Source organism: Chryseobacterium sp. RU33C, assembly GCF_900156015.1.
GTDB classification, from domain to species: Bacteria; Bacteroidota; Bacteroidia; order Flavobacteriales; family Weeksellaceae; genus Chryseobacterium; species Chryseobacterium candidae.
Genome location: NZ_FTMT01000001.1, coordinates 389,768 through 409,597, shown reverse-complemented (window position 1 = coordinate 409,597; position 19,830 = coordinate 389,768). Strand labels below are relative to the sequence as shown.

At 35.8% G+C, this 19,830-nt stretch carries 19 protein-coding genes and 1 pseudogene; 11 read left to right on the top strand and 9 right to left on the bottom strand.

Annotated elements, in window-relative coordinates:
• Positions 1 to 234: 234 nt before the first annotated feature.
• Both BW946_RS01790 and BW946_RS01785 read right to left on the bottom strand, forming a co-directional pair.
• Positions 235 to 987: a hypothetical protein gene (locus tag BW946_RS01790; protein ID WP_076594522.1), complete on the bottom strand. Its 753-nt coding sequence runs from the start codon at positions 985 to 987 to the stop codon at positions 235 to 237.
• Positions 988 to 1,124: 137 nt separating this feature from the next.
• Entirely contained in the window at positions 1,125 to 1,475 is a 351-nt protein-coding gene (locus BW946_RS01785; protein WP_076594521.1) for an RNA recognition motif domain-containing protein, read from the bottom strand.
• A gap of 369 nt (positions 1,476 to 1,844) precedes the next feature.
• Between BW946_RS01785 and BW946_RS21870 the strand changes: the two are divergent.
• The 4 genes and pseudogenes from BW946_RS21870 to BW946_RS01765 all read left to right on the top strand — a co-directional run bounded on the left by BW946_RS21870 (position 1,845) and on the right by BW946_RS01765 (position 6,348).
• Positions 1,845 to 2,257: pseudogene (locus tag BW946_RS21870) on the top strand (DUF6157 family protein).
• A gap of 95 nt (positions 2,258 to 2,352) precedes the next feature.
• Positions 2,353 to 2,748, top strand: coding sequence for an acyl-CoA thioesterase (locus BW946_RS01775; protein ID WP_076594520.1), 396 nt, complete (start codon positions 2,353 to 2,355; stop codon positions 2,746 to 2,748).
• Positions 2,745 to 3,305, top strand: coding sequence for a helix-turn-helix domain-containing protein (locus tag BW946_RS01770; protein WP_076594519.1), 561 nt, complete (start codon positions 2,745 to 2,747; stop codon positions 3,303 to 3,305). The genes BW946_RS01775 and BW946_RS01770 overlap by 4 nt, the downstream gene beginning before the upstream one ends.
• A 202-nt stretch (positions 3,306 to 3,507) precedes the next feature.
• Positions 3,508 to 6,348, top strand: a complete 2,841-nt coding sequence (locus tag BW946_RS01765) for a heavy metal translocating P-type ATPase (RefSeq protein ID WP_076594518.1) — start codon at positions 3,508 to 3,510, stop codon at positions 6,346 to 6,348.
• Between the two features lie 238 nt (positions 6,349 to 6,586).
• Here BW946_RS01765 and BW946_RS01760 read toward each other — a convergent pair whose 3' ends face one another.
• Positions 6,587 to 7,411, bottom strand: coding sequence for a hypothetical protein (locus BW946_RS01760; protein ID WP_083688764.1), 825 nt, complete (start codon positions 7,409 to 7,411; stop codon positions 6,587 to 6,589).
• Between the two features lie 269 nt (positions 7,412 to 7,680).
• On the opposite strand from BW946_RS01760, the gene BW946_RS01755 reads away from it, so the two are divergent.
• The 4 genes from BW946_RS01755 to BW946_RS01740 all read left to right on the top strand — a co-directional run bounded on the left by BW946_RS01755 (position 7,681) and on the right by BW946_RS01740 (position 11,987).
• Positions 7,681 to 8,550, top strand: coding sequence for a polysaccharide deacetylase family protein (locus tag BW946_RS01755; protein WP_076594517.1), 870 nt, complete (start codon positions 7,681 to 7,683; stop codon positions 8,548 to 8,550).
• Positions 8,551 to 8,624: 74 nt separating this feature from the next.
• Positions 8,625 to 9,284: a YggS family pyridoxal phosphate-dependent enzyme gene (locus tag BW946_RS01750; protein ID WP_076594516.1), complete on the top strand. Its 660-nt coding sequence runs from the start codon at positions 8,625 to 8,627 to the stop codon at positions 9,282 to 9,284.
• 56 nt (positions 9,285 to 9,340) lie between these two features.
• Positions 9,341 to 10,525: a sigma-54-dependent transcriptional regulator gene (locus BW946_RS01745; protein ID WP_076594515.1), complete on the top strand. Its 1,185-nt coding sequence runs from the start codon at positions 9,341 to 9,343 to the stop codon at positions 10,523 to 10,525.
• A 100-nt stretch (positions 10,526 to 10,625) separates the two neighbouring features.
• Entirely contained in the window at positions 10,626 to 11,987 is a 1,362-nt protein-coding gene (locus BW946_RS01740; RefSeq protein WP_076594514.1) for an MATE family efflux transporter, read from the top strand.
• A gap of 173 nt (positions 11,988 to 12,160) precedes the next feature.
• Here the strand turns inward: BW946_RS01740 and BW946_RS01735 are convergent, their stop codons facing one another.
• Together BW946_RS01735 and BW946_RS01730 are read right to left on the bottom strand one after the other, a co-directional pair.
• On the bottom strand, positions 12,161 to 12,664 hold the full coding sequence (locus BW946_RS01735) for a GNAT family N-acetyltransferase (protein WP_076594513.1): 504 nt from the start codon (positions 12,662 to 12,664) through the stop codon (positions 12,161 to 12,163).
• 153 nt (positions 12,665 to 12,817) lie between these two features.
• Positions 12,818 to 13,381: a Crp/Fnr family transcriptional regulator gene (locus BW946_RS01730; protein WP_076594512.1), complete on the bottom strand. Its 564-nt coding sequence runs from the start codon at positions 13,379 to 13,381 to the stop codon at positions 12,818 to 12,820.
• 76 nt (positions 13,382 to 13,457) lie between these two features.
• On the opposite strand from BW946_RS01730, the gene BW946_RS01725 reads away from it, so the two are divergent.
• Complete coding sequence (locus BW946_RS01725) at positions 13,458 to 14,147, top strand: HAD family hydrolase (RefSeq protein ID WP_076594511.1); 690 nt, start codon at positions 13,458 to 13,460, stop codon at positions 14,145 to 14,147.
• Between the two features lie 87 nt (positions 14,148 to 14,234).
• Here BW946_RS01725 and BW946_RS01720 read toward each other — a convergent pair whose 3' ends face one another.
• From BW946_RS01720 to era, 3 genes are all read right to left on the bottom strand, one after another.
• Positions 14,235 to 16,637 carry an alpha/beta hydrolase family protein gene (locus tag BW946_RS01720; RefSeq protein ID WP_083688763.1) on the bottom strand — a complete coding sequence of 801 codons (2,403 nt, stop codon included), beginning with the start codon at positions 16,635 to 16,637 and terminating at the stop codon, positions 14,235 to 14,237.
• Between the two features lie 300 nt (positions 16,638 to 16,937).
• Complete coding sequence (locus BW946_RS01715) at positions 16,938 to 17,366, bottom strand: DoxX family protein (protein ID WP_076594510.1); 429 nt, start codon at positions 17,364 to 17,366, stop codon at positions 16,938 to 16,940.
• A 69-nt stretch (positions 17,367 to 17,435) separates the two neighbouring features.
• Positions 17,436 to 18,311 (bottom strand): GTPase Era, encoded by an 876-nt coding sequence (era, locus tag BW946_RS01710; RefSeq protein WP_076594509.1) that lies wholly within the window; start codon positions 18,309 to 18,311, stop codon positions 17,436 to 17,438.
• A 347-nt stretch (positions 18,312 to 18,658) separates the two neighbouring features.
• Between era and BW946_RS01705 the strand changes: the two genes are divergently transcribed.
• The gene (locus tag BW946_RS01705) at positions 18,659 to 19,222 is read left to right on the top strand and encodes a Crp/Fnr family transcriptional regulator (RefSeq protein ID WP_076594508.1); all 564 of its coding nucleotides are present in this window, start codon (positions 18,659 to 18,661) and stop codon (positions 19,220 to 19,222) included.
• A gap of 80 nt (positions 19,223 to 19,302) precedes the next feature.
• Here the strand turns inward: BW946_RS01705 and BW946_RS21320 are convergent, their stop codons facing one another.
• Complete coding sequence (locus BW946_RS21320) at positions 19,303 to 19,443, bottom strand: hypothetical protein (protein ID WP_170872042.1); 141 nt, start codon at positions 19,441 to 19,443, stop codon at positions 19,303 to 19,305.
• A gap of 32 nt (positions 19,444 to 19,475) precedes the next feature.
• On the opposite strand from BW946_RS21320, the gene BW946_RS01700 reads away from it, so the two are divergent.
• On the top strand, positions 19,476 to 19,808 hold the full coding sequence (locus tag BW946_RS01700) for a DMT family transporter (RefSeq protein ID WP_076594507.1): 333 nt from the start codon (positions 19,476 to 19,478) through the stop codon (positions 19,806 to 19,808).
• The last annotated feature ends 22 nt before the right edge of the window (positions 19,809 to 19,830 follow it).

Sequence of the window (19,830 nt, the reverse complement as noted above, 5' to 3'; positions counted from 1 at the left end):
AGCTGTTCCAATAATTTACAAAAAGAGGATGGAAAAACCATCCTCTAAACTATTGTTTACAGCGTTGATTGTATTGCTGGTAAGTTGCTCCTCAGCATTGCTTACTTCCTCTTCCAATCAACTGTAAAATATTACGAATTATTTTTGACAAAAACACCAACTATTTTTGACCACATTACCACAAAAAGAGACTACCGTTCGGATAGTCTCTTTTATTTTTATCTGAATAGATTCTTATCTATTAGTTCCTGAACTCCACAACGGAGAATAATCGCTATAAATCACTAAGTTTCCGTCATTTTGTACAGAAAGCTTATTGGCTCCTCTGCGAGAAGTATTTGAACTCCATACCGCCTTATTATAAGAATCATAAACAACCAGGTTTCCATCTGCCTGAAATTCAGCTCTGCTTCCTTTATTATCTGTTCCGGATGCCCAGATAGCATCACCATTATCATAGGATAAAACCAGATTTCCGTCGTTCTGGAAAGTCAAATAATAGCTGCCATTAGGAGAAAACACTTTTCCTCCTTTACGGAATTTGTACCCGGTACTGATATTTCCGTTTCCACGGCCAAAACCATTATCTCTTCCACTGTTTTTCAAATCACTTTTTGACGCCCATAACGGATTGGAACCATTATAAATAACAAGGTTTCCATCGTCCTGAATCGTTAATCTTTCAGCTCTTCTTCCGTTAGTATTAGAGCTAAAAGCCACACCATTTCCCGGAGTATAAACCACTAAGTTCCCATCATCCTGAAAAACAGCTCTCACTCCCTTGTTATTTGTACCTGTATCCCACATTGCAACTCCGGCTCTGTTATATAAAACCAGGTTACCATCATTCTGGAAAGTCAGATAGTATCGGTTATTACTTGCCCAGTATTTTCTGTTTTGCTCTATATTCTGTCCTGGATAAATGTTTTGTGCATTGATTAATAATCCACCAAACACCATCATTAATGCTAATAAATGTTTTTTCATTATAATTACTTTTTGATTGATTGATAATTTCTAAAATTATGCCAAAACATCATTATATTCCAACCCCGATTATAATTAAATGATTTACTGGAAATTAAATTCCATAAAAAAAGCGGCTTAAAAGCCGCTTCATATTTTTACCAACGATTTCCGCCTCCGCCACGGTTGTTACCATAGCCTCCGCCTCTATTGTTGTTGTTACCATAACCTCCACCTCTGTTGTTATCAAAGCTTCTTCTTGGCTTTTCTTCTCTTGGCTTAGCTTCAGATACATTTAGAGCTTTTCCGTTGAATTCTTTCTGGTTAAGAGATTCAATAGCTTGCTTTCCTTCTTCATCACCCATTTCTACGAAACCGAAACCTCTGGAACGACCAGTTTCTCTGTCTGTAACGATTTTAGCTGATGATACATCCCCAAATTCTGCGAATAGATCGTGCAACTCATACTCTTTAGTTGCGTAATTGATGTTTGAAACAAAAATGTTCATTTTAAATAAATTAAAAAATTAATAAAAATTTGGTATATAAAAGAAAAACAACATAAATTAATGAACAAATATTGATTCCAAATATAAACGTATGCAAGATACAATTAAAAATTTCAAATCAAAGCTTTTTTTAAATATTTCTTACATTATGTTTAATCTAAAAATAAAACAAGCACATAAAACAAAATAAAACCTCTGAAAATCAAACACTTAAATAAAAACATATTTAATCATAAAGTTAGTTAAAGGTTTAAAAACAAATGCCAATACTGAGCACTCAAAATCAAGTTACTAAGATACACATCATTCTATTTATCAACTTCCTTGCCCCCCTATTCTACTTAACATTTAAAATGCTAAAACAAAAATATAAAACCATACATCACCAATTATACTAACACACTCATTGAAATTACCGAAGACTGCTCTGTTTTCCAGGCACAGGTTCATCCTGAAAAGAAAGAAAAAACACTCGCCAATCTACCATATGAGAAACTTATAAAAGTTCCTATCAATGTTCATCCGATCATCTAATTTTTAAATGCTATGCTATTAAAAATGAAATTTCAGACAACGAAAAAGAGAATGAAAGACAAAAGTTCTTTTCTAAGGGCCAACGCTGCCTCAGATGTTCTCCTTTAGCGAAAAAGTATGGATTGGGATTCCATCATAATCCGGAATGAAAAGTAACGATGATTGCCATAGAAAGTAAAGAATATCAAACACTGCTGAATGATTCTTCTATAACAAAAACGAAAGCCACGCGCTCCAAAAGAAAATGATTGAGAAAATGAATGATTCTTTTCAGATCAATAAATACTATTCTTTTGAAAAGATCAGCTTTTAACACTAAATTTGTGCTGCAAATTATTAACAGATGAACTACCATACCAGAAAATGGGTAAAGCCCGAAGATTTAAACCCCAATCATTCACTTTTCGGAGGAAGACTTCTTCAATGGATAGATGAAGAGGCTGCTCTTTATGCTATTATTCAGTTAGAAAATACCAAAGTAGTAACCAAATTTATTTCTGAAATCAACTTTGTCAGCTCAGCCAAACAAGGAGATATTATAGAGATAGGAATTGAAGCTACTCATTTCGGATCTTCTTCTATTACTTTAAGATGTGATGTAAGAAACAAAATGACTCATCAAACCATCATTACTGTAGAAAGAATTGTCATGGTGAACCTTAACGAAGAAGGCAATCCTGCTCCTCATGGCAAAACCCAGATAGAATTTGTAAAAGACAGGTTAAACAACAACCTATGAAGATCTTTATAAAAAATATGGTCTGCAACAGATGCATTGCGGCGGTAGAAACTATTTTCCGTAATGCAGAGGTAAAGACAGCGAATGTTTTACTGGGAGAAGTTGAAACAGAATCTGATATTTCTGCTCAAACAATGCATATCATAGAAAAAGAGCTGCTTGATACAGGTTTTGAAAGGATTATGGACTCTGCTCATCAGATCGTAGAAAAAATTAAAAACCTGATTATTGTCAAAATAAGTGATCTTGATATCCCGGAAGACTTCCTGCTTTCTGAATTTTTAAGTTCAAAACTTCACAAAGATTACAGCGCTCTTTCAAAAACATTTTCACAAAACGAAAATATCACATTAGAGCAGTTTTTCATTCTTCAGAAAATTGAAAAAGTGAAGGAGCTTCTTTTATACAACGAATTCAATCTTACCGAAATTGCAGGAAAACTCGGTTATAAGAGTGTACAGCACCTTTCTTCCCAGTTCCGTAATGTGACCGGATTCACACCCACTGAATTCAAAAAGCTCAAAGAACATCATCGCAAACCGCTTGACAATCTATAAGTTTGAGTGTTTAGGAGTAAAGGAATTAAATATTCCTATTTCACTTACAAACTCTCATACCTTACAACTCTCAAACCCTCTTACTCTTATAATCTCCCACCCTCAAACTCTTCCACTCCACCTAATTTTATAACTATTATCCTTAAATTTATAACAACCTTCGTTTTCCATTGTGGAAATTTGCAGTATAAATTTAAGAATCATGGAACAACAGTATAAAATACTCGGAATGACCTGTTCCGGCTGCCAGAAAAAGATATCAAATCAACTGAACAGTGTTGATGGTGTTAAAGCCGATGTTAATCTGGAAAACAATACAGTCACCATCACTTCCGATCATGAAGTAAAACTTTCAGTATTAAATGATGCTCTGGCAGAAATAGGAAAATACATACTTGAAGATCCCAATACTCCTGAGACAGCCTTCGCAAAACCTCAGGACCGTGTATCGCCTTCTTCAGTATACTATTGTCCAATGGAATGCGAAGGAGATAAAGTATATTTCAAACAGGGTGAAAGATGTCCTGTCTGCAAAATGTATCTGGTTCCTATTGAAGAAAAGCTGGCTAAAGATCCTAATCATAAACCAGCTTATTCATCAACCAACCTTCCTGAAAGCTTTAAAGATAGTATAGGGAAGCATTATTGTCCAATGTTTTGCGAAGGCGACAAAGTATATGATGAGAAAGGAAGTTGCCCTGTTTGTCATATGGATTTAGAACCGATTACGGAAGAAATTGCCCAAAAAGCAAATTCGCACCAGCATCACTCTCATTTTCAAAGCCATAGTTATGAAACGCCTAAAGTAACTGATGAAATGGCAGGAAGATATTACTGTCCCATGTATTGTGAAGGCGACAAAACCTACGATTCCAATGTAGGATGTCCGGTTTGCGGAATGGACCTTGTAAAATATCCTGAAAAGAAAACCGCAAAATACACCTGTCCTATGCATCCGGAAGTCATTTGTGACGAACCGGGAGACTGCCCTATCTGTGGAATGGATCTCGTAAGAATGCCCGACAGCAGTGATAATGATGAAGATGAAACTTACAATATATTAAAAAGAAAATTCATTACTTCCCTGGCGTTTACTATACCGGTTTTCATTCTCTCAATGGGAGGAATGTTAATCAACTTTCCTTTCTCTCATCAGATTCAGGGATTTATTGAACTTGCTTTAACACTTCCGGTGATGTTTTATTCAGGCTGGTTCCTGTTGAAAAGAGGCTGGGTTTCATTCAAAACATGGAACCTCAATATGTTCAGTCTTATTGTTCTTGGGATTGCTGCAGCATTTATTTTCAGTATTGTTGCTCTGATATTTCCAGACATTATTCCACATGAAATCCGTGGACACAATCATGAAATCCCATTGTATTTTGAGGCAGTCTGTGTGATTTTAACCCTTGTCATTTTAGGTCAGCTGATGGAAGCCGCAGCCCATAAAAAAACAGGAAATGCCATCAAAGAATTAATGAACCTTTCACCGGATGAAGCTAACCTTATGGTGAATGGTGAAGAAAAGAAAGTGCTGCTTTCTCAGGTAAAAATAGGAGATTTATTAAAAGTAAAACCTGGTGAAAAAATTCCTGTAGACGGAAAAATCACTGAGGGTAATTCTATTGTAGACGAAAGTATGATTACAGGAGAACCTGTTCCTGTTGAAAAAAATATAGAAGATAAAGTATCTTCCGGAACCATCAACGGAAATCAGGTATTCATTATGAAGGCAGAAAAGGTAGGCGATGAAACTCTGCTTTCCCAAATCATTAAAATGGTGAATGAAGCCAGCCGCAGCAAAGCTCCTATCCAGAAACTTACAGATAAGGTTTCAAAAGTATTTGTCCCTGCAGTCATTCTTATTGCTGTGCTTACTTTTGTTTTGTGGCAATTCTTCGGTCCGGAAGGAAAAAGAACCTTATTTGCTTTTGTGAATGCGGTTGCCGTTTTAATTGTGGCTTGTCCCTGTGCACTTGGGCTGGCAACTCCCATGTCTTTAATGGTAGGAATCGGGAAAGGTGCTAAAAACGGAATCCTTATCAAAAATGCAGAAGCTCTTGAGCAGATGAATAAAGTAAATGTTTTGATTACTGATAAAACAGGAACTTTAACAGAAGGGAAACCTTCAGTAGAACATATTGAAACAGTAAACGGAGATCAGCATCAGATTTTAAAACTGGCTTTTTCTTTGAATCAGAATTCTGAACATCCGCTTTCCAATGCTGTCATAAAAAGAGCAAAAGAAGAGAATCTGACGGCTGAAAAAGTAGATCAGTTTGAAAATATCTCCGGAAAAGGAGTCAAAGGAAATATCAACGGCAAGACCGCTTATCTTGGAAATGAAAGTCTATTGACCTCGCATCAGATTATGATTCCGGAGAGCTTAAAACGGAAAGCATTAGAAGTTCAGTCTAAAGCCCATACGATTTCTTATATCGCACAGGATCAGCAGGTGCTGGGATTTGTAAGCTTTACAGATAAAATCAAAGAAAGCTCTAAAAAAGCCCTAAAACAGCTGATGAGTGAAGGAATAGACGTCATCATGATGACAGGAGACAATGAACATACTGCCAAAGCCGTTGCTGATGAGTTAGGAATTAAACATTTCAAAGCCAACTGTCTTCCTGAAGATAAACTGAATGAAGTAAAAAAACTGCAGCAGCAGGGTAAAATCGTAGCGATGACCGGAGACGGGATTAATGACTCTCCTGCCCTTGCACAATCTGATGTGGGAATTGCGATGGGAACAGGAACAGATGTTGCGATTGAAAGCGCTGAGATCACATTATTAAAAGGAGATATCTTAGGTGTTGCAAAAGCTAAATTACTGAGTGAAAAGCTCCTCAAAAACATTAAAGAAAATCTGTTTTTCGCATTCATTTATAATGTTTTGGGTGTTCCGGTAGCGGCAGGATTATTGTATCCATTCTTTGGAATTCTGCTATCTCCGATGATTGCAGCTGCAGCAATGAGCTTCAGTTCATTATCTGTCATCCTGAATTCATTAAGGTTAAATTCTGTAGATCTGGATATACAATAATATCTTCTACATAATATGAATTTATGTGTCCCTTCCAGTGAAAACAGTTTCAACAGGTTTAGCCTGACAATGCTTAAAATTTAGGTTGGTATTCGGGTTGTCACCCTGAGCCTGTAGAAGGGCTGTCAATAAGAAAACCTTTGTTAATCATTAATCTCGAGTATTAATTAAAAGGATAAGCCAATAAATGAGTTTTGTCTTTCTGTAATAACAAAACTCATTTATATATTGATATGCATTATTTTTCCATTAAAACATCAACATTGATGGACGGTTCTCCTGAAGAATATTTTTGCCATTCTCCAAAATAATTTCTGTAGTATGTGTTTTTTGAAAAGGCAAAGATATTTCCCCCAAAATAAAGCTCTCCTTTAAAATCTTCAGAAACACGAAATGAAACAAAAAAATCTTGATCTATCCAGATATTTTTATCTGAAACATCAAGACTTAATGTATTATTTTTAATATCATCCTTGGTAAATGTAAGTTTTAAAGTTTCATTCACCTGAGACTCACCTGGAAGATCATTTATAGAATTTTGAACATCAAAGATAATTGCAACAGGCTGTTCAAAAGAAAAATAAGCTAAGCTGATATTAATATTCTTTATTTTAATTCTTTTATTATTCTTTACCTTAATAGCATATTCCCGGAATAGCCTTTCTGGCTTATCAGAATTGTACCCTCCATAAGAACGCTTTGAATTTTTAGTTCCGAAGTTTTTCGTTATATATTTTTTAGAGATAACATCGATATTGGGAATTTCAATGGATTTATTTTTAAGTAAAACAGTATGATCTGGCAAAACCAAAAAATCAGAAAGTTTCATACGGAAAGTTTCATATCCACTTATCTCTACTTTTACAACTTTACTTTTTGCTATATCCGTAATATCAATAGTATAGTTTCCTGCATGATCGGTAATATCACCTACATTCTCATTTTCCACTCCAATTCTTGCATCCGACACCGGGCCTTCTTTATCTGTTAAAATTCTTCCAGAAATCTTCTGAGCAGAAAATTGCCCGGCCAAAAGAACAATAATTAAATATCTAAAACTCATCAATATCAAAATAATCATGCAATATAGTAACAATATTGAAATTCCAGCATTAGTAGAAAAAAACTATCGTTTTCATATTTATAAATGTTAAATTTTACAGAAAAGCAGATCATAAATTTACAATTCATCAGGTAATGCAAACATCGTTTAAAATAAAGTTCTTAAAATAAACTTAAAAAGAAAAATACCTGCACAGCATGGCATATAATTTGTTAATTTTCAGCTGTTATTTTTAACGATTTTTAACAATTTAATACTCCATTATCTTTATGAAAAAAATTTTTGCGGGAAAGTCAAAAAATATGACTTTTCTAGGGATGGTTGCATTGATGAGTGCAACTTCGGCTTTATTAAACAGCTGTAATTTCAAGAATGAGGTGAACAATGTCCCCGTCGTCAGTTCACAGGAACATCCTTCCGCAGAAATAATCCCCAATAATATGGATGATGAAAGTGTTGATCCGGATAAAAGAGTAATCTACCTTACCTTTGATGACGGCCCCAATCAGGGAACTGAAAATCTTTTAAAAATCCTGGACAAAAGAAATGTTTGCGCCACTGCCTTTCTGGTAGGGAAACATGCTTATGGCAGTAAAAAACAGAAGGATGATCTTCTCTTGCTTAAGCAAAACCCCTTGATAGAACTGGCGAACCATAGCTTTTCCCATGCCCACAACAAATACACAGATTTTTATAAAAATGCTGATGCTGTAGTTCACGATTTTGATATCGCCAAAGACAGCCTGAAACTTACCGATAAAATAGCACGAACTCCCGGAAGAAATATCTGGAGGCTCAACAATATTAATGTAACAGATATTAAAAGTTCTACTGTGGCAGCAGATGGTCTTAAAAAAGCCGGTTATAAAGTAATTGGCTGGGATCTTGAATGGAGGCCTTCTCAAAAAATGACTTTAAAAGGAAGTCATGAGGCCATGATCAAGAAAGTAGACAGCATTTTCCTGAACGATCTTGAGAAAACATCCAGACACCTGGTATTCCTTACTCACGATCAGTATCTGAGAGATGCGGATTCTATCAATGAGCTGGACATGTTTATTGAAAAACTGCAGAAGAGCAACAGGTTTGTCTTCAGAAAAATCTCTCAGTATCCAAAGATCAATGAGGTTCTGAATTAATTTTACTGTAAAAGTACCGTGTAAAATGTATTCATCACTGGCAACTGTCAGGGAATTTTCGGAAATTTGCAACTATGAGTATTAAAGAAAATTATAAAACTATAAAAGACCAGCTGCCATCGGATGTCCAGCTGGTTGCTGTTTCAAAAACACATCCGGCTTCTGCAGTACAGGAAGTATACGATCTTGGACAAAAGGTTTTTGGAGAAAACAAAGTACAGGAACTGATGGAAAAAGCCCCTCATCTTCCTCAGGATATACAATGGCATCTGATTGGTCACTTACAGACCAACAAAGTGAAATACATTGCTTCCTTCATAGATACCATACAAAGTGTGGATTCTGAAAAATTATTAACAGAAATCAATAAAGAAGCAGGAAAGAATAACAGAATCATTAAAGTTCTTCTGCAGGTAAAAATTGCAGCTGAAGAAAGCAAGTTCGGGCTTGATATTTCCGAAGCCAAAGATCTTTTCCAACAATACACTGAAGGCAGATTTCCTCATGTTGAAGTTACCGGACTGATGGGAATGGCTACATTCACTGACGATGAGCAGCAGGTTAGAAATGAATTTTTAACATTAAAGATGCTTTTTGATGAATTAAATCAATTAAAAACTTTAAATATCTTATCAATGGGAATGAGTGACGATTTCCCTATAGCCATTGAGTGTGGGGCTAACTCTGTAAGGGTTGGATCTGCCATTTTTGGGAGAAGAGACTACTCCAAATAGAATATTTAGGTACAGTTTTTGCTAATAATTGAAACAAAAAATTTAAATTTGCAACTATGCAAAAAATCCTTATAGTAGAAGACGAAAAAGCAATCTCGGGAGTACTTCACAGTATTCTTTCGGATGAACTCACCGATTATGAATTTGTTATCGCCGAAGATGGCCTTGAAGGTTACAAACAGGTAGAAAAAGAAGATTTCGCACTGGTGATTTCCGATATTAAGATGCCTAAAGTTTCAGGAACCGAACTTTTGAAGCAGAGCCTTGCATTAAAACCAGAAACTACTTTTATCATGATCTCAGGCCACGCAGATATTGATTCTGCCGTTTCCTGTTTAAAGGAGGGTGCATACGATTTTATCTCCAAACCAATTGATATCAACAGATTGATTACAAGTGTGAAAAACGCATTGGTTAAAGAGACTCTGAAGAAAGAAAACAAAAATCTTCAGACTGAAAATAAAACCTTAAAGAAAAAAGTAAGCAAAAAATACCAGATGATTGGTACATCTCCTGCTCTTCAAAAGATTCAGGATATGATCGAAAAGGTAGCTGTTTCCGACGCCAGAGTTCTGATCACAGGGCCTAACGGTGCAGGAAAAGAGCTGGTTGCTCATGCTATCCATAATCAGAGTGACCGGGCAAGAGGTCCTATGATAGAAGTAAACTGTGCTGCGATTCCGTCTGAACTAATTGAATCTGAACTTTTCGGGCATGTAAAAGGATCTTTTACGGGGGCTATTAAAGATAAACAGGGAAAATTTGAGCAGGCTAACAACGGTACGATCTTCCTTGATGAGATTGGAGATATGAGCCTTATTGCTCAGGCTAAAGTACTGAGAGCGCTACAGGAAAGCAAAGTTTCTCCTGTGGGAAGTGATAAAGAAATCAAAGTTGATGTAAGAGTAATTGCAGCAACGAATAAAAATATGCAGAAAGAAATTGAGGAAGGAAAATTCAGAGAAGATCTTTATCACAGACTTTCTGTTATTGAAATCTATGTTCCGCCATTGGATGAAAGAAAAGAGGACATCAAATTATTGGTTGAGCATTTTTCAGGCATGATTGCTGATGAGCATGGTACTGCTACGAAAAAGTTTGATGATAAAGCTATTGATGCTTTAAAAGCACTTTCATGGACTGGAAATATCAGAGAGTTAAGGAATGTTGTCGAGAGATTGATTATTCTTGGTGGAAACACTGTTTCTGAAGGTGACGTTGCAAGTTTTGTAAGGAAATAATAAACTATTATTTACCATATTATAAAAATTTGCAGTGTTACCACTGCAAATTTTTTTTTGACCCTATTTGAATGATAAACTATATGAATCTTAAAATATTATGAACTTTTTAAACAAAAACTATACAAAGGAATGCCTGACTTTGGCTCTGCCTGTGATGCTTACCCAGGTGGGGCAGGTTTCAGTAAACTTATTCGACAATATTATTGTCGGAAAACTGTTGGGTGCTGATGCACTGGCATCCGTTTCATTGGGAAATGCTGTTTTTTTCTCCATATTTGTGTTAGCCCTGGGGTTTTCATTCGCCATACCGCCATTGGTTTCGGAGGCGCATTCCAAAGAGGATCATGCTACGATCAATTCTGTATTCAGCCACGGTTTTATTATCAATATGTCTGTCGGAATTATTCTGATGGTTATTCTCCTTTTGGGAATGCCACTCCTCTATCATTCAGGACAGCCTGCCAAGATTATTCCTGATACCGTAGGTTTCTTAAGTATTATGGTAGTCAGTATGATTCCATTCATGGCATTTCAGACGCTTCGTGAAGTTTCCGAAGGTTTATCCTATACCATTGGAGTTACCAAAGCAACCATTATTGCGAATATCATCAATATTGCCTTAAACTATGTCTTTATCAAAGGACTTTGGGGAATTCCGGCAATGGGGGTACAGGGATCCGCACTGGCCACCTTGATTTCCAGAATCTTCATGGTGGTTTTCCTTTATTTTGTGTTGGTAAAAGAAGAAAGAACAAGACGTTATATCAAGGACTTTTCTTTAAAAATTCAGGATTTCTCAAAGCAGATGTTTGATAAAATGGTGAGACTTGGATTACCTACAGCTTTACAGATGTTCTTTGAAGTAACCGCTTTTGCCGGAGCAGCATTTATTTGTGGACTGATCTCTGCTCACGATATTGCTTCTCACCAGATTGCTTTAAGCATGGCTTCATTTACCTTCAATTTATGTGTAGGCTTCAGTGTTGCCTCTACGGTAATGATTGGCAGAAAACTGGGGGAACAGAATTTTGTGGAACTGAGAAAAGTAGGAATCAACAACCTGAAAATTGCCTTTATTTTCATGTGCATCTGTGGATTGGTATTTATTTTAGGCAGAAATATCCTTCCGACTTTCTTCACGAAAAAAGAAGAAGTGGAAGTTATTACCCTGGCTGCAAAACTGATGATCATCGCTGCTTTATTCCAGCTTTCTGATGGAATTCAGGTAACAGCTTTGGGAATGCTGAGAGGTTTGCAGGATGTGAAAATTCCTTCTATTTATACCTTCATTGCCTATTGGGTAATTACTATTCCATTAGGATATTTCTTCTGTGTTACTTTGGAAATGGGCGCATTCGGAATGTGGATTGCACTTGGGCTGGGATTAACAGTCTCCGCTGTTTTCCTGGTGAAACGATTCCTGAATATGTCTGCGAAAAGAATTAAGCAGAATTCATAAAACAAAATAGCTGTTTCAGATTTGAGACAGCTATTTTTATATTCTTTCGCTTTTTTGCTTAACCGCAGATTTCACGGATGAGCACAGATGATTGTGCATAATTCTTTTTTATAGATTAAATGATTATAAACCCGTTTTACAAGTTTACCTTTTCTCTTTCTTCACAATTATAATTAATCTATTCTTTTTCCTAAAATCTTCAGACTTCTCTCCACGCCATCCAGAATCGCTACATTAGGAAGACTCCCCCAATCTTCAAATCCAAAATGCCTGAACAGTTTTAAACTGGGTTCATTATGAAGGAAAATAAGCGCTACAAGGTTTTTTACTCCAAACTTTCCGGCGTTATCAATGCAATACTGAAGAATAGTTTTTCCATACCCTTTTCCTCTGGAGGTTTCATCCAGATAAATGCTCACTTCTACCGTCCCATTGTAAGCCGCTCTTTCATGGAATGAACTGAAACTTACCCAACCAACGGTTTGCTCCTGGCTATCTTCAACTACCCAAAGAGGTCTTGTCTGAGGGTTGTGTTCTTCAAACCACTTTAGTTTGCTTTCTACAGAGACTTCTTCAATATCTGCAGTGACCATTCTTGAAGCAATGGTTGAGTTGTAGATGGACACGATTTTATTTAAATCTGCCAACTCAGCATTTCTGAATTTTAATGTTTCCATGAATATTGTAATTCAACTTATTCTCATACAAAAATACTAAATTTTAAAAACACCCTTTCAAAACACATACTTAATTTATTAAATTTTAATATTTAAACCAGCATACCCCTTTGAAATACTATTAAAATACAAGACATTGTATTTGCGAAAAAATTATTTCAAATCTTTTAAAATTCTATTTAAACTTCTTACTGCAATTCCGAGGTAAGCCGCCATATCTTCTTTGGAAATCTGAATATTCTGCTTAGACTGCATTTGAAGCAATTGTTTTAAAGTATGTTCTACCGTATAGAGTTGTTGATAGGAAGCTCTGCTGGATGTATTGATAATTCGTTCCGCAAAAGACTCTAAAAGAAGATTATTCAGTGCGAGATCATTTTTTATCAAAGATCTGAAAGCAGGAATTTTTACTGCGTATGCTTCAACTTCCGTAAGAGCCTCAATACTACACAGGCAGTTTATATTTTTAATCAATTCCACTTCACCGATTATTTCTCCACTTCCCAGAAACTCAACAATATATTCTTTTCCGTTCTCTTCTACTAAATAACATTTGACAATGCCTTCTTTAATCAGCATGACATGAGAAAGCTGATGATCCTGTATAAGCACTTTATCCCCTGCAGAAAAGAGTTTTACTATAATATTATCACTATCATTCTTCTTTTCATACAGATCATTGAGATAGTTTAAAAATGCCTGATTCGTTCTTAACATATTCACCCGGGACAAATGTCCTTTTGTTATTGAGTTTTTATATTGAATTTTGCGGAAAGAAAATTACAAAACAAAAATGAATAATCATATTACTACGATTGCCTTTGATGCAGATGACACACTTTGGATCAACGAACCTTATTTTCAGGAAGCAGAAAAAGAATTCTGCAGGCTGCTTGAAGATTATCTTCCACAGCATTCAATATCACAGGAATTGTTTAAAACAGAAATGCAGAATCTTCATTTATATGGCTATGGAGTAAAAGGATTTATGCTTTGCATGATTGAAACCATCGGTAGAGTTTCTAATAATACAGCATCATTGGAACTAGTAAACAAAGCTATCCAGCTAGGTCAGGAACTTCTTCAGAAACCCATTGAATTGCTTGATGGCGTTACTGAAACCCTTGAAAGCTTAAAGGGAAAATACAGACTGGTTGTCGCTACAAAAGGGGATCTTCTGGATCAGGAACGTAAACTTAAAAATTCGGGATTACAGGATTATTTTCATCACATTGAAATCATGAGTGATAAAAAAGAAAATGACTATAAAAAGCTTCTGGAGCATCTGGACTGCCAGCCTGAAAACTTTCTGATGCTTGGAAATTCTATCAAATCAGATGTCTTGCCGGTATTAGAAATCGGTGGATCTGCCGCTCATATTCCTTATCATATCACCTGGAGTCATGAACAGCATGATGTAAACCTGGAACATCCGAATTTTATGGAGCTTAAGAGTATTGATGAGATTTTGAAGCGCTTTTAACTACAATATAACTAACACCCCAACTTCCTTATTATTTTTTTTAATCAAAAAAAGAGACTGTTGATAGGAAACAGTCTCTTTTATTATTTATTTCTTCAAGCACTTTTCAAGGAACTGATCCTGCTCCCATAAAAGGTGTAAAATATTTTCTTTCGCCTGGTAACTGTGGGCTTCTTTTGGAAGAAGAACCATTTTTACCGGAGCGCCCAGATTTTTCAATGCCTGAAAGTATCTTTCAGTCTGCAATGTAAATGTTCCCGGGTTATTATCTGCATCACCGTGAATCAGAAGAAGCGGAGTCTTCATTTTGTCGGCATGCATGAAAGGAGACATTGTGTTGTAGATTTCCGGAACATCCCAATAGTTTCTCTGCTCACTCTGGAACCCGAATGGTGTCAACGTTCTGTTATAAGCACCACTTCTTGCAATTCCACATGCAAAGAGGTTAGAATGGGTCAGAAGGTTTGCCGTCATAAATGCACCATAAGAATGTCCTCCTACAGCCACTTTCTTTCTGTCGATATATCCTAAATGATCTACCGCATCAATAGCTGCCGCTGCATTGGCAACCAACTGGGGAATAAAAGTATCATTAGGTTCTGTTTTTCCTTCACCGATAATCGGGAAAGCGGCATCATCAAGAACAGCATATCCTTTTGTTGTCCAATACACAAAAGATCCGTAATATGGGAAAGTAAAGTCATTCGGGTTTTGTGTGTTCTGGCCTGCTGTATTCTTATCCTTATATTCAGTTGGATAAGCCCATATTAGCAACGGAAGCTTCTCTTTTTTCGCTTTTCTGTCGTAGTTGGCAGGCAGATAAAGAGTTCCCGTCAAAGTAACGCCATCATTTCTCTTGTAAGTAATCACTTCTTTGTAAACATCTTTGATGCTTTCAAAAGGATTGGCAAAGTTGGTTACAGCTTCTGCTTTATTAGATTTAATATTTTTTTTGAAATAATTAGGATAAAGGCTTGGTGACTGTTGAGTCGTAAGGACTTCACCCTTAGAGGCGTTAAGGATATCAATAATTTCTTCCTTACCGTTTTTTATATTGGAAGTGTAAAGCCTTTTCTTTTTCAGGGATTTTACATCCATTTCATCAATAAAAGGATGCTGTCCGTCTTTGGTAAATCCATCTCCGATCAGATAAGCTTTTCCTCCTTTCATATTGATTACATACCGTCCATATTGGTTTTTCGTTGTGTTAAATCTTCCCGGATCACTGTATACATCCTGATAATTTCTGTCATCAAAAACTTTAGATTCTCCGTTGTTAATATCTATCAGGTAAGACTTTGTATTTCTTGTGTCATACCAGCCTTCAGAAACAATCGCATAATGATCATTGGTCCAGACTACATCTTGATATCTCTGCTTGGTTTTAAAGAAGGATTTTGGTGCTGCTGTGAATGGGGCTTCCCATGTAAATATCTCATCTCTGAAATCTGCTGTTTTAGACTGATCTCCTCCGTCCAAAGCTTCAGCGTAGGTAAGTGTTGCAGGCGCGTCGCTTCTCCACCCCATATTTCTTTTCCCGGTTCTTACCGAAGAGAATCCTTTAGGCATGATCTCATTTAAGGGAACATCATTTACTGTTTTCACAATATTTCCTTTCATATCATAGACAACCGTTGTGGATGGGAATCTACTGAGCGGAACGATATAGGAAAATGGTTTTTTGATCATAGTAGCCAACAGGTAATTTCCATCCGGAGAAAAACTTAAGCCGGCATACATATCCTGATCTTTCAGTTTCTTAAGATTTCCTGTAAGATCTACCTTATAAATTTCAGAAGCAGTAAGGGTCTCAAAGTTCTTTTCGTCCTGAGGATTTTTCAAAAGGTCCTGATACGTTCTGTTTTGAGAAACTTTGCCGTCTGCTGTTGAAACAATAGGGCCTGTAGGAAGATCTTTAGCGGCATCTATAAGAACAGCTCTGTTCTGTGGAAGTGTTCTGATCAGGAAACTTTGAGAATCATTATACCATACATAAGGCATTCCCAGATTGGCATTCAGATTATCTGCTGTAATTTTTTTGGCAGACGCAGTTTCCATATCCACTACCCAAAGTTCTACTCCTTTAACAGTGGTATTGGTAAAAGCCAGTTTTTTTTCATCCGGTGAAAAAGAAACGTAGGTAATTTTTGGATTGGATGGCAGATTTTTTACCTGAATTTCATTTTTATCATTGATTTTTCTGATCTTCAGATTATTTGAATAAGTTGCAGTGCTAGAAATATTAGTCACCGGATTGATTCTTAGTCCTCCAAGTTTCATTTCCTGCTGGCTGAGATCTTCCAATGTTTTATATGTTGGACGATAGGTAAAAACTACCCAGTCTTTTTTGCTGTTCATCAAAACACCCGGAGGTCTGTCATAATCTGCCAGCTTTAAGATCTCAGCAGAAGGTTTTTGATACGTAATATTTTCCTGTGCATCATAAAAATTGAGAAATGCCAGAAGGCAAATAGTCAGTTTTATCTTCATAAAAAATTAATTTTCTACGAATGTAGTGAATTTTAAAAGATTTTTAACACTGAAAATAAGACTCCTTTTAGTGTCATATTTCTTTTTTTTATTATTTATCTTACAAATAATAATATGAGAAATTAAAAAAAATGATCAACGGAGGAAATGCTCCGTTATGTGATAACGGTTTGATGGCTTGCAGAGTAAGAGATGAAAACAGAGCTCTGATCTGAAAATGCTTACCACAGTGCAATTATTAATAACAGAAAAGGCACTTCATTTCGTGAAGTGCCTTCTTTATTTTGTGTTGTTGTAAAATTACCAGTCTGAAGCTCTTTTTCTTCTTTCAATCATATGATCTACTGAAAATTTTCCAGCACCAATTACCATAAGCAAAAGATAAACGGAAAGATAGATAAGGCTCATTTCTCTTTTTTCGAATGAATCTGCTCCATGTACTACAAAAGCAGCAATGATCATGGTAAAGATCAGAAATCCCAGAGAAATTCTTGTAAAAAGTCCTAATATCAGTAGTATTGAACATACAAACTCAGCAAAAACCGTCAGAATCAGAGATACCTGCGGTCCTAATCCCATAAAATCAAAAAACTCAATTTTACCACCTGCCAATAGCATCTGAAGCTTTGGAAAACCATGAGAAAGCATGGCAAAACCAACAAACACTCTCACAGCCAGTAAAATAATATCTTTAGGTATTGAGCTGAAATTTGAATTATTATAGTTCATGTACTAAAAAATTTACACTAAGGTACTAAAAAAATCTGTTAATACAACGGGATTACAGGCTATTTTAGTCTATCTGTAACCGAAATTTTTAAGATCTCTGTCGTTCTTTCTCCAGTCTTTTTTCACTTTTACAAAAAGGTTTAAGTGAATTTTTTTGGTGAAAAACTTTTCAAGGTCTATTCTGGCTTCTGTTCCAACTTTTTTGATAGCTTCTCCTTTATGCCCGATAATAATTCCTTTCTGAGTATCTCTTTCTACATAAATAATAGAGTCTATAAAGATAATTCCTTCTTTCTCTTTGAACTGTTCAGTCACTACTTCTACAGAGTATGGAATTTCTTTATCATAATTCAAGAGAATTTTCTCACGAATAGCCTCATTAACAAAAAATCTTTCAGGTTTATCTGTATACTGATCCTTATCGTAGTAAGGAGGGTTTTCAGGAAGTAAAGATTTTATTTTAGGTAAAATAACGTCTGTATTAAAGGCATTCAATGCAGAAATAGGTAAAATTTCAGCCTTAGGAATTCTGTTATGCCATTCTTCTACCAATTTTTCAAGGCCTGCCTGATCCGTCTGGTCTACTTTATTAAGAAGAAGAAGAACAGGTACCGGGATTTTATTCAGTTTATCTATTAAAAATTCTGATGGTTCTGCTTTATCGGTAACATCTACAATAAACAGGAAAACGTCAGCATCCTGCAAAGAGTCCTTTACAAAATCCATCATTTTTTCCTGTAGTCCGTATTTTGGATCCAATACTCCCGGAGTATCAGAAAATACGATCTGAAGATCATCTTCATTATAAATCCCAAAAATTCTGTGACGGGTTGTCTGCGCTTTCTGCGTTACAATCGCCAGCTTCTCCCCCATTAATTGGTTAAGCAAGGTCGATTTTCCCGCATTGGGCTTTCCAACTATATTTACAAATCCAGCTTTGTGCATAAAAATAATATTACGAACTGCAAAGTTAGTAAAACAAAATTGGTCTTTACGGTTAATCTTAATTTTTAAAGGAAAAAAGAGAGTTATATTTCTAAATATGGGATGAGAAAAGGAGATTTACAGAGAGTAGATTGCTGCGCAAACCACCCCGTCAAAAATTCGTTAAATTTTTGCAACCGCTCCAAATGGAGCAATTACTGTTCTTTCCATTGTAATTTTGACAATAAATAGGTTGAATTCGGAATAATTTTGATCATCTTTATAATAATATTTCTTACAAAAACTAGCGGATAATTTTGTATTGCATTAGTTAAAACTGATATTTTTGACTATTAGAATTCACCTTTATGAATATAGACCAGATTCTTGATAAGGTTTACCTTCTTCCTGAAACCTCAAAAAACAGCTTAAAAGAGCATATTAGTGAAGTTTCCCATCCTAAAGGTTTTTGTCTTATGGAAGCTGATAAAGTGATTCCTTATCTTTATTTTATAAGAAAAGGGATCGCACGTGCTTATTCTTCAACAGCTGACAATGATATTACTTTCTGGTTCGGAAGCGAGGGACAGTGTATTCTCTCGATGAAAAGCTATGTGGAGGACAAACCCGGCTATGAAAGCATTGAACTTCTGGAGGACTGTGATCTGTACAGAATGGAAACAGAAAACCTAAGAAAACTGTTCAATGAAGATATCCATATTGCCAACTGGGGGCGAAAGCTGGCAGAAGCAGAAATGATAAAATCTGAAGAACTGATTATTTCCAGACAGTTCAAAACTTCTCTGGAACGTTATAAAGATATTATGGCGTATCAACCTGAACTGCTAAAAAGGGTTCAGCTGGGATATATTGCGTCGTATCTTGGGATTACTCAGGTAAGTTTGAGTAGGATACGGGCCGAAATCAAGTAGATTAAAAATTGAAGGATTAAATGATTAAAAAATTCTGCGATCCTTAATTTATGTTTGGGTTAAAGCCAACGGAATGATTCTTATATTATAAGCGGACTAAAGTCCGCCTCTATTGATATTGATACTGATATTATATATTCTGTTTTTTCTTCCAGCTTCCAGCTTTCATCTTTTCCTCCGTCTTCATTTTTTAACAATTGTAAAATTTTTTCTCCTGTCAAATTCTGAAATTTGCATTAGAAAAATTTAAAAAATGAATTGGTTAATATTAGTTATCGCAGGATTATTTGAAGTTGCCTTCGCATCATGTCTGGGAAAGGCAAAGGAAACCTCAGGAACTGAAATGTACCTGTGGTATGCGGGATTTTTGATCGCACTGACAATCAGTATGCTTTTGCTGATCAAAGCGACTCAAACACTACCTATTGGAACTGCTTATGCGGTATGGACAGGAATCGGAGCAGTGGGAACTGCCTTAATGGGAATTATGTTCTTTAAGGATCCTGTAAGCTTTTGGAGAGTATTTTTTATTGTAACACTTATTGGCTCTGTGGTAGGATTAAAGGCTGTATCTTCCTCACATTAAAAAGCGCACAAACTTATATCTA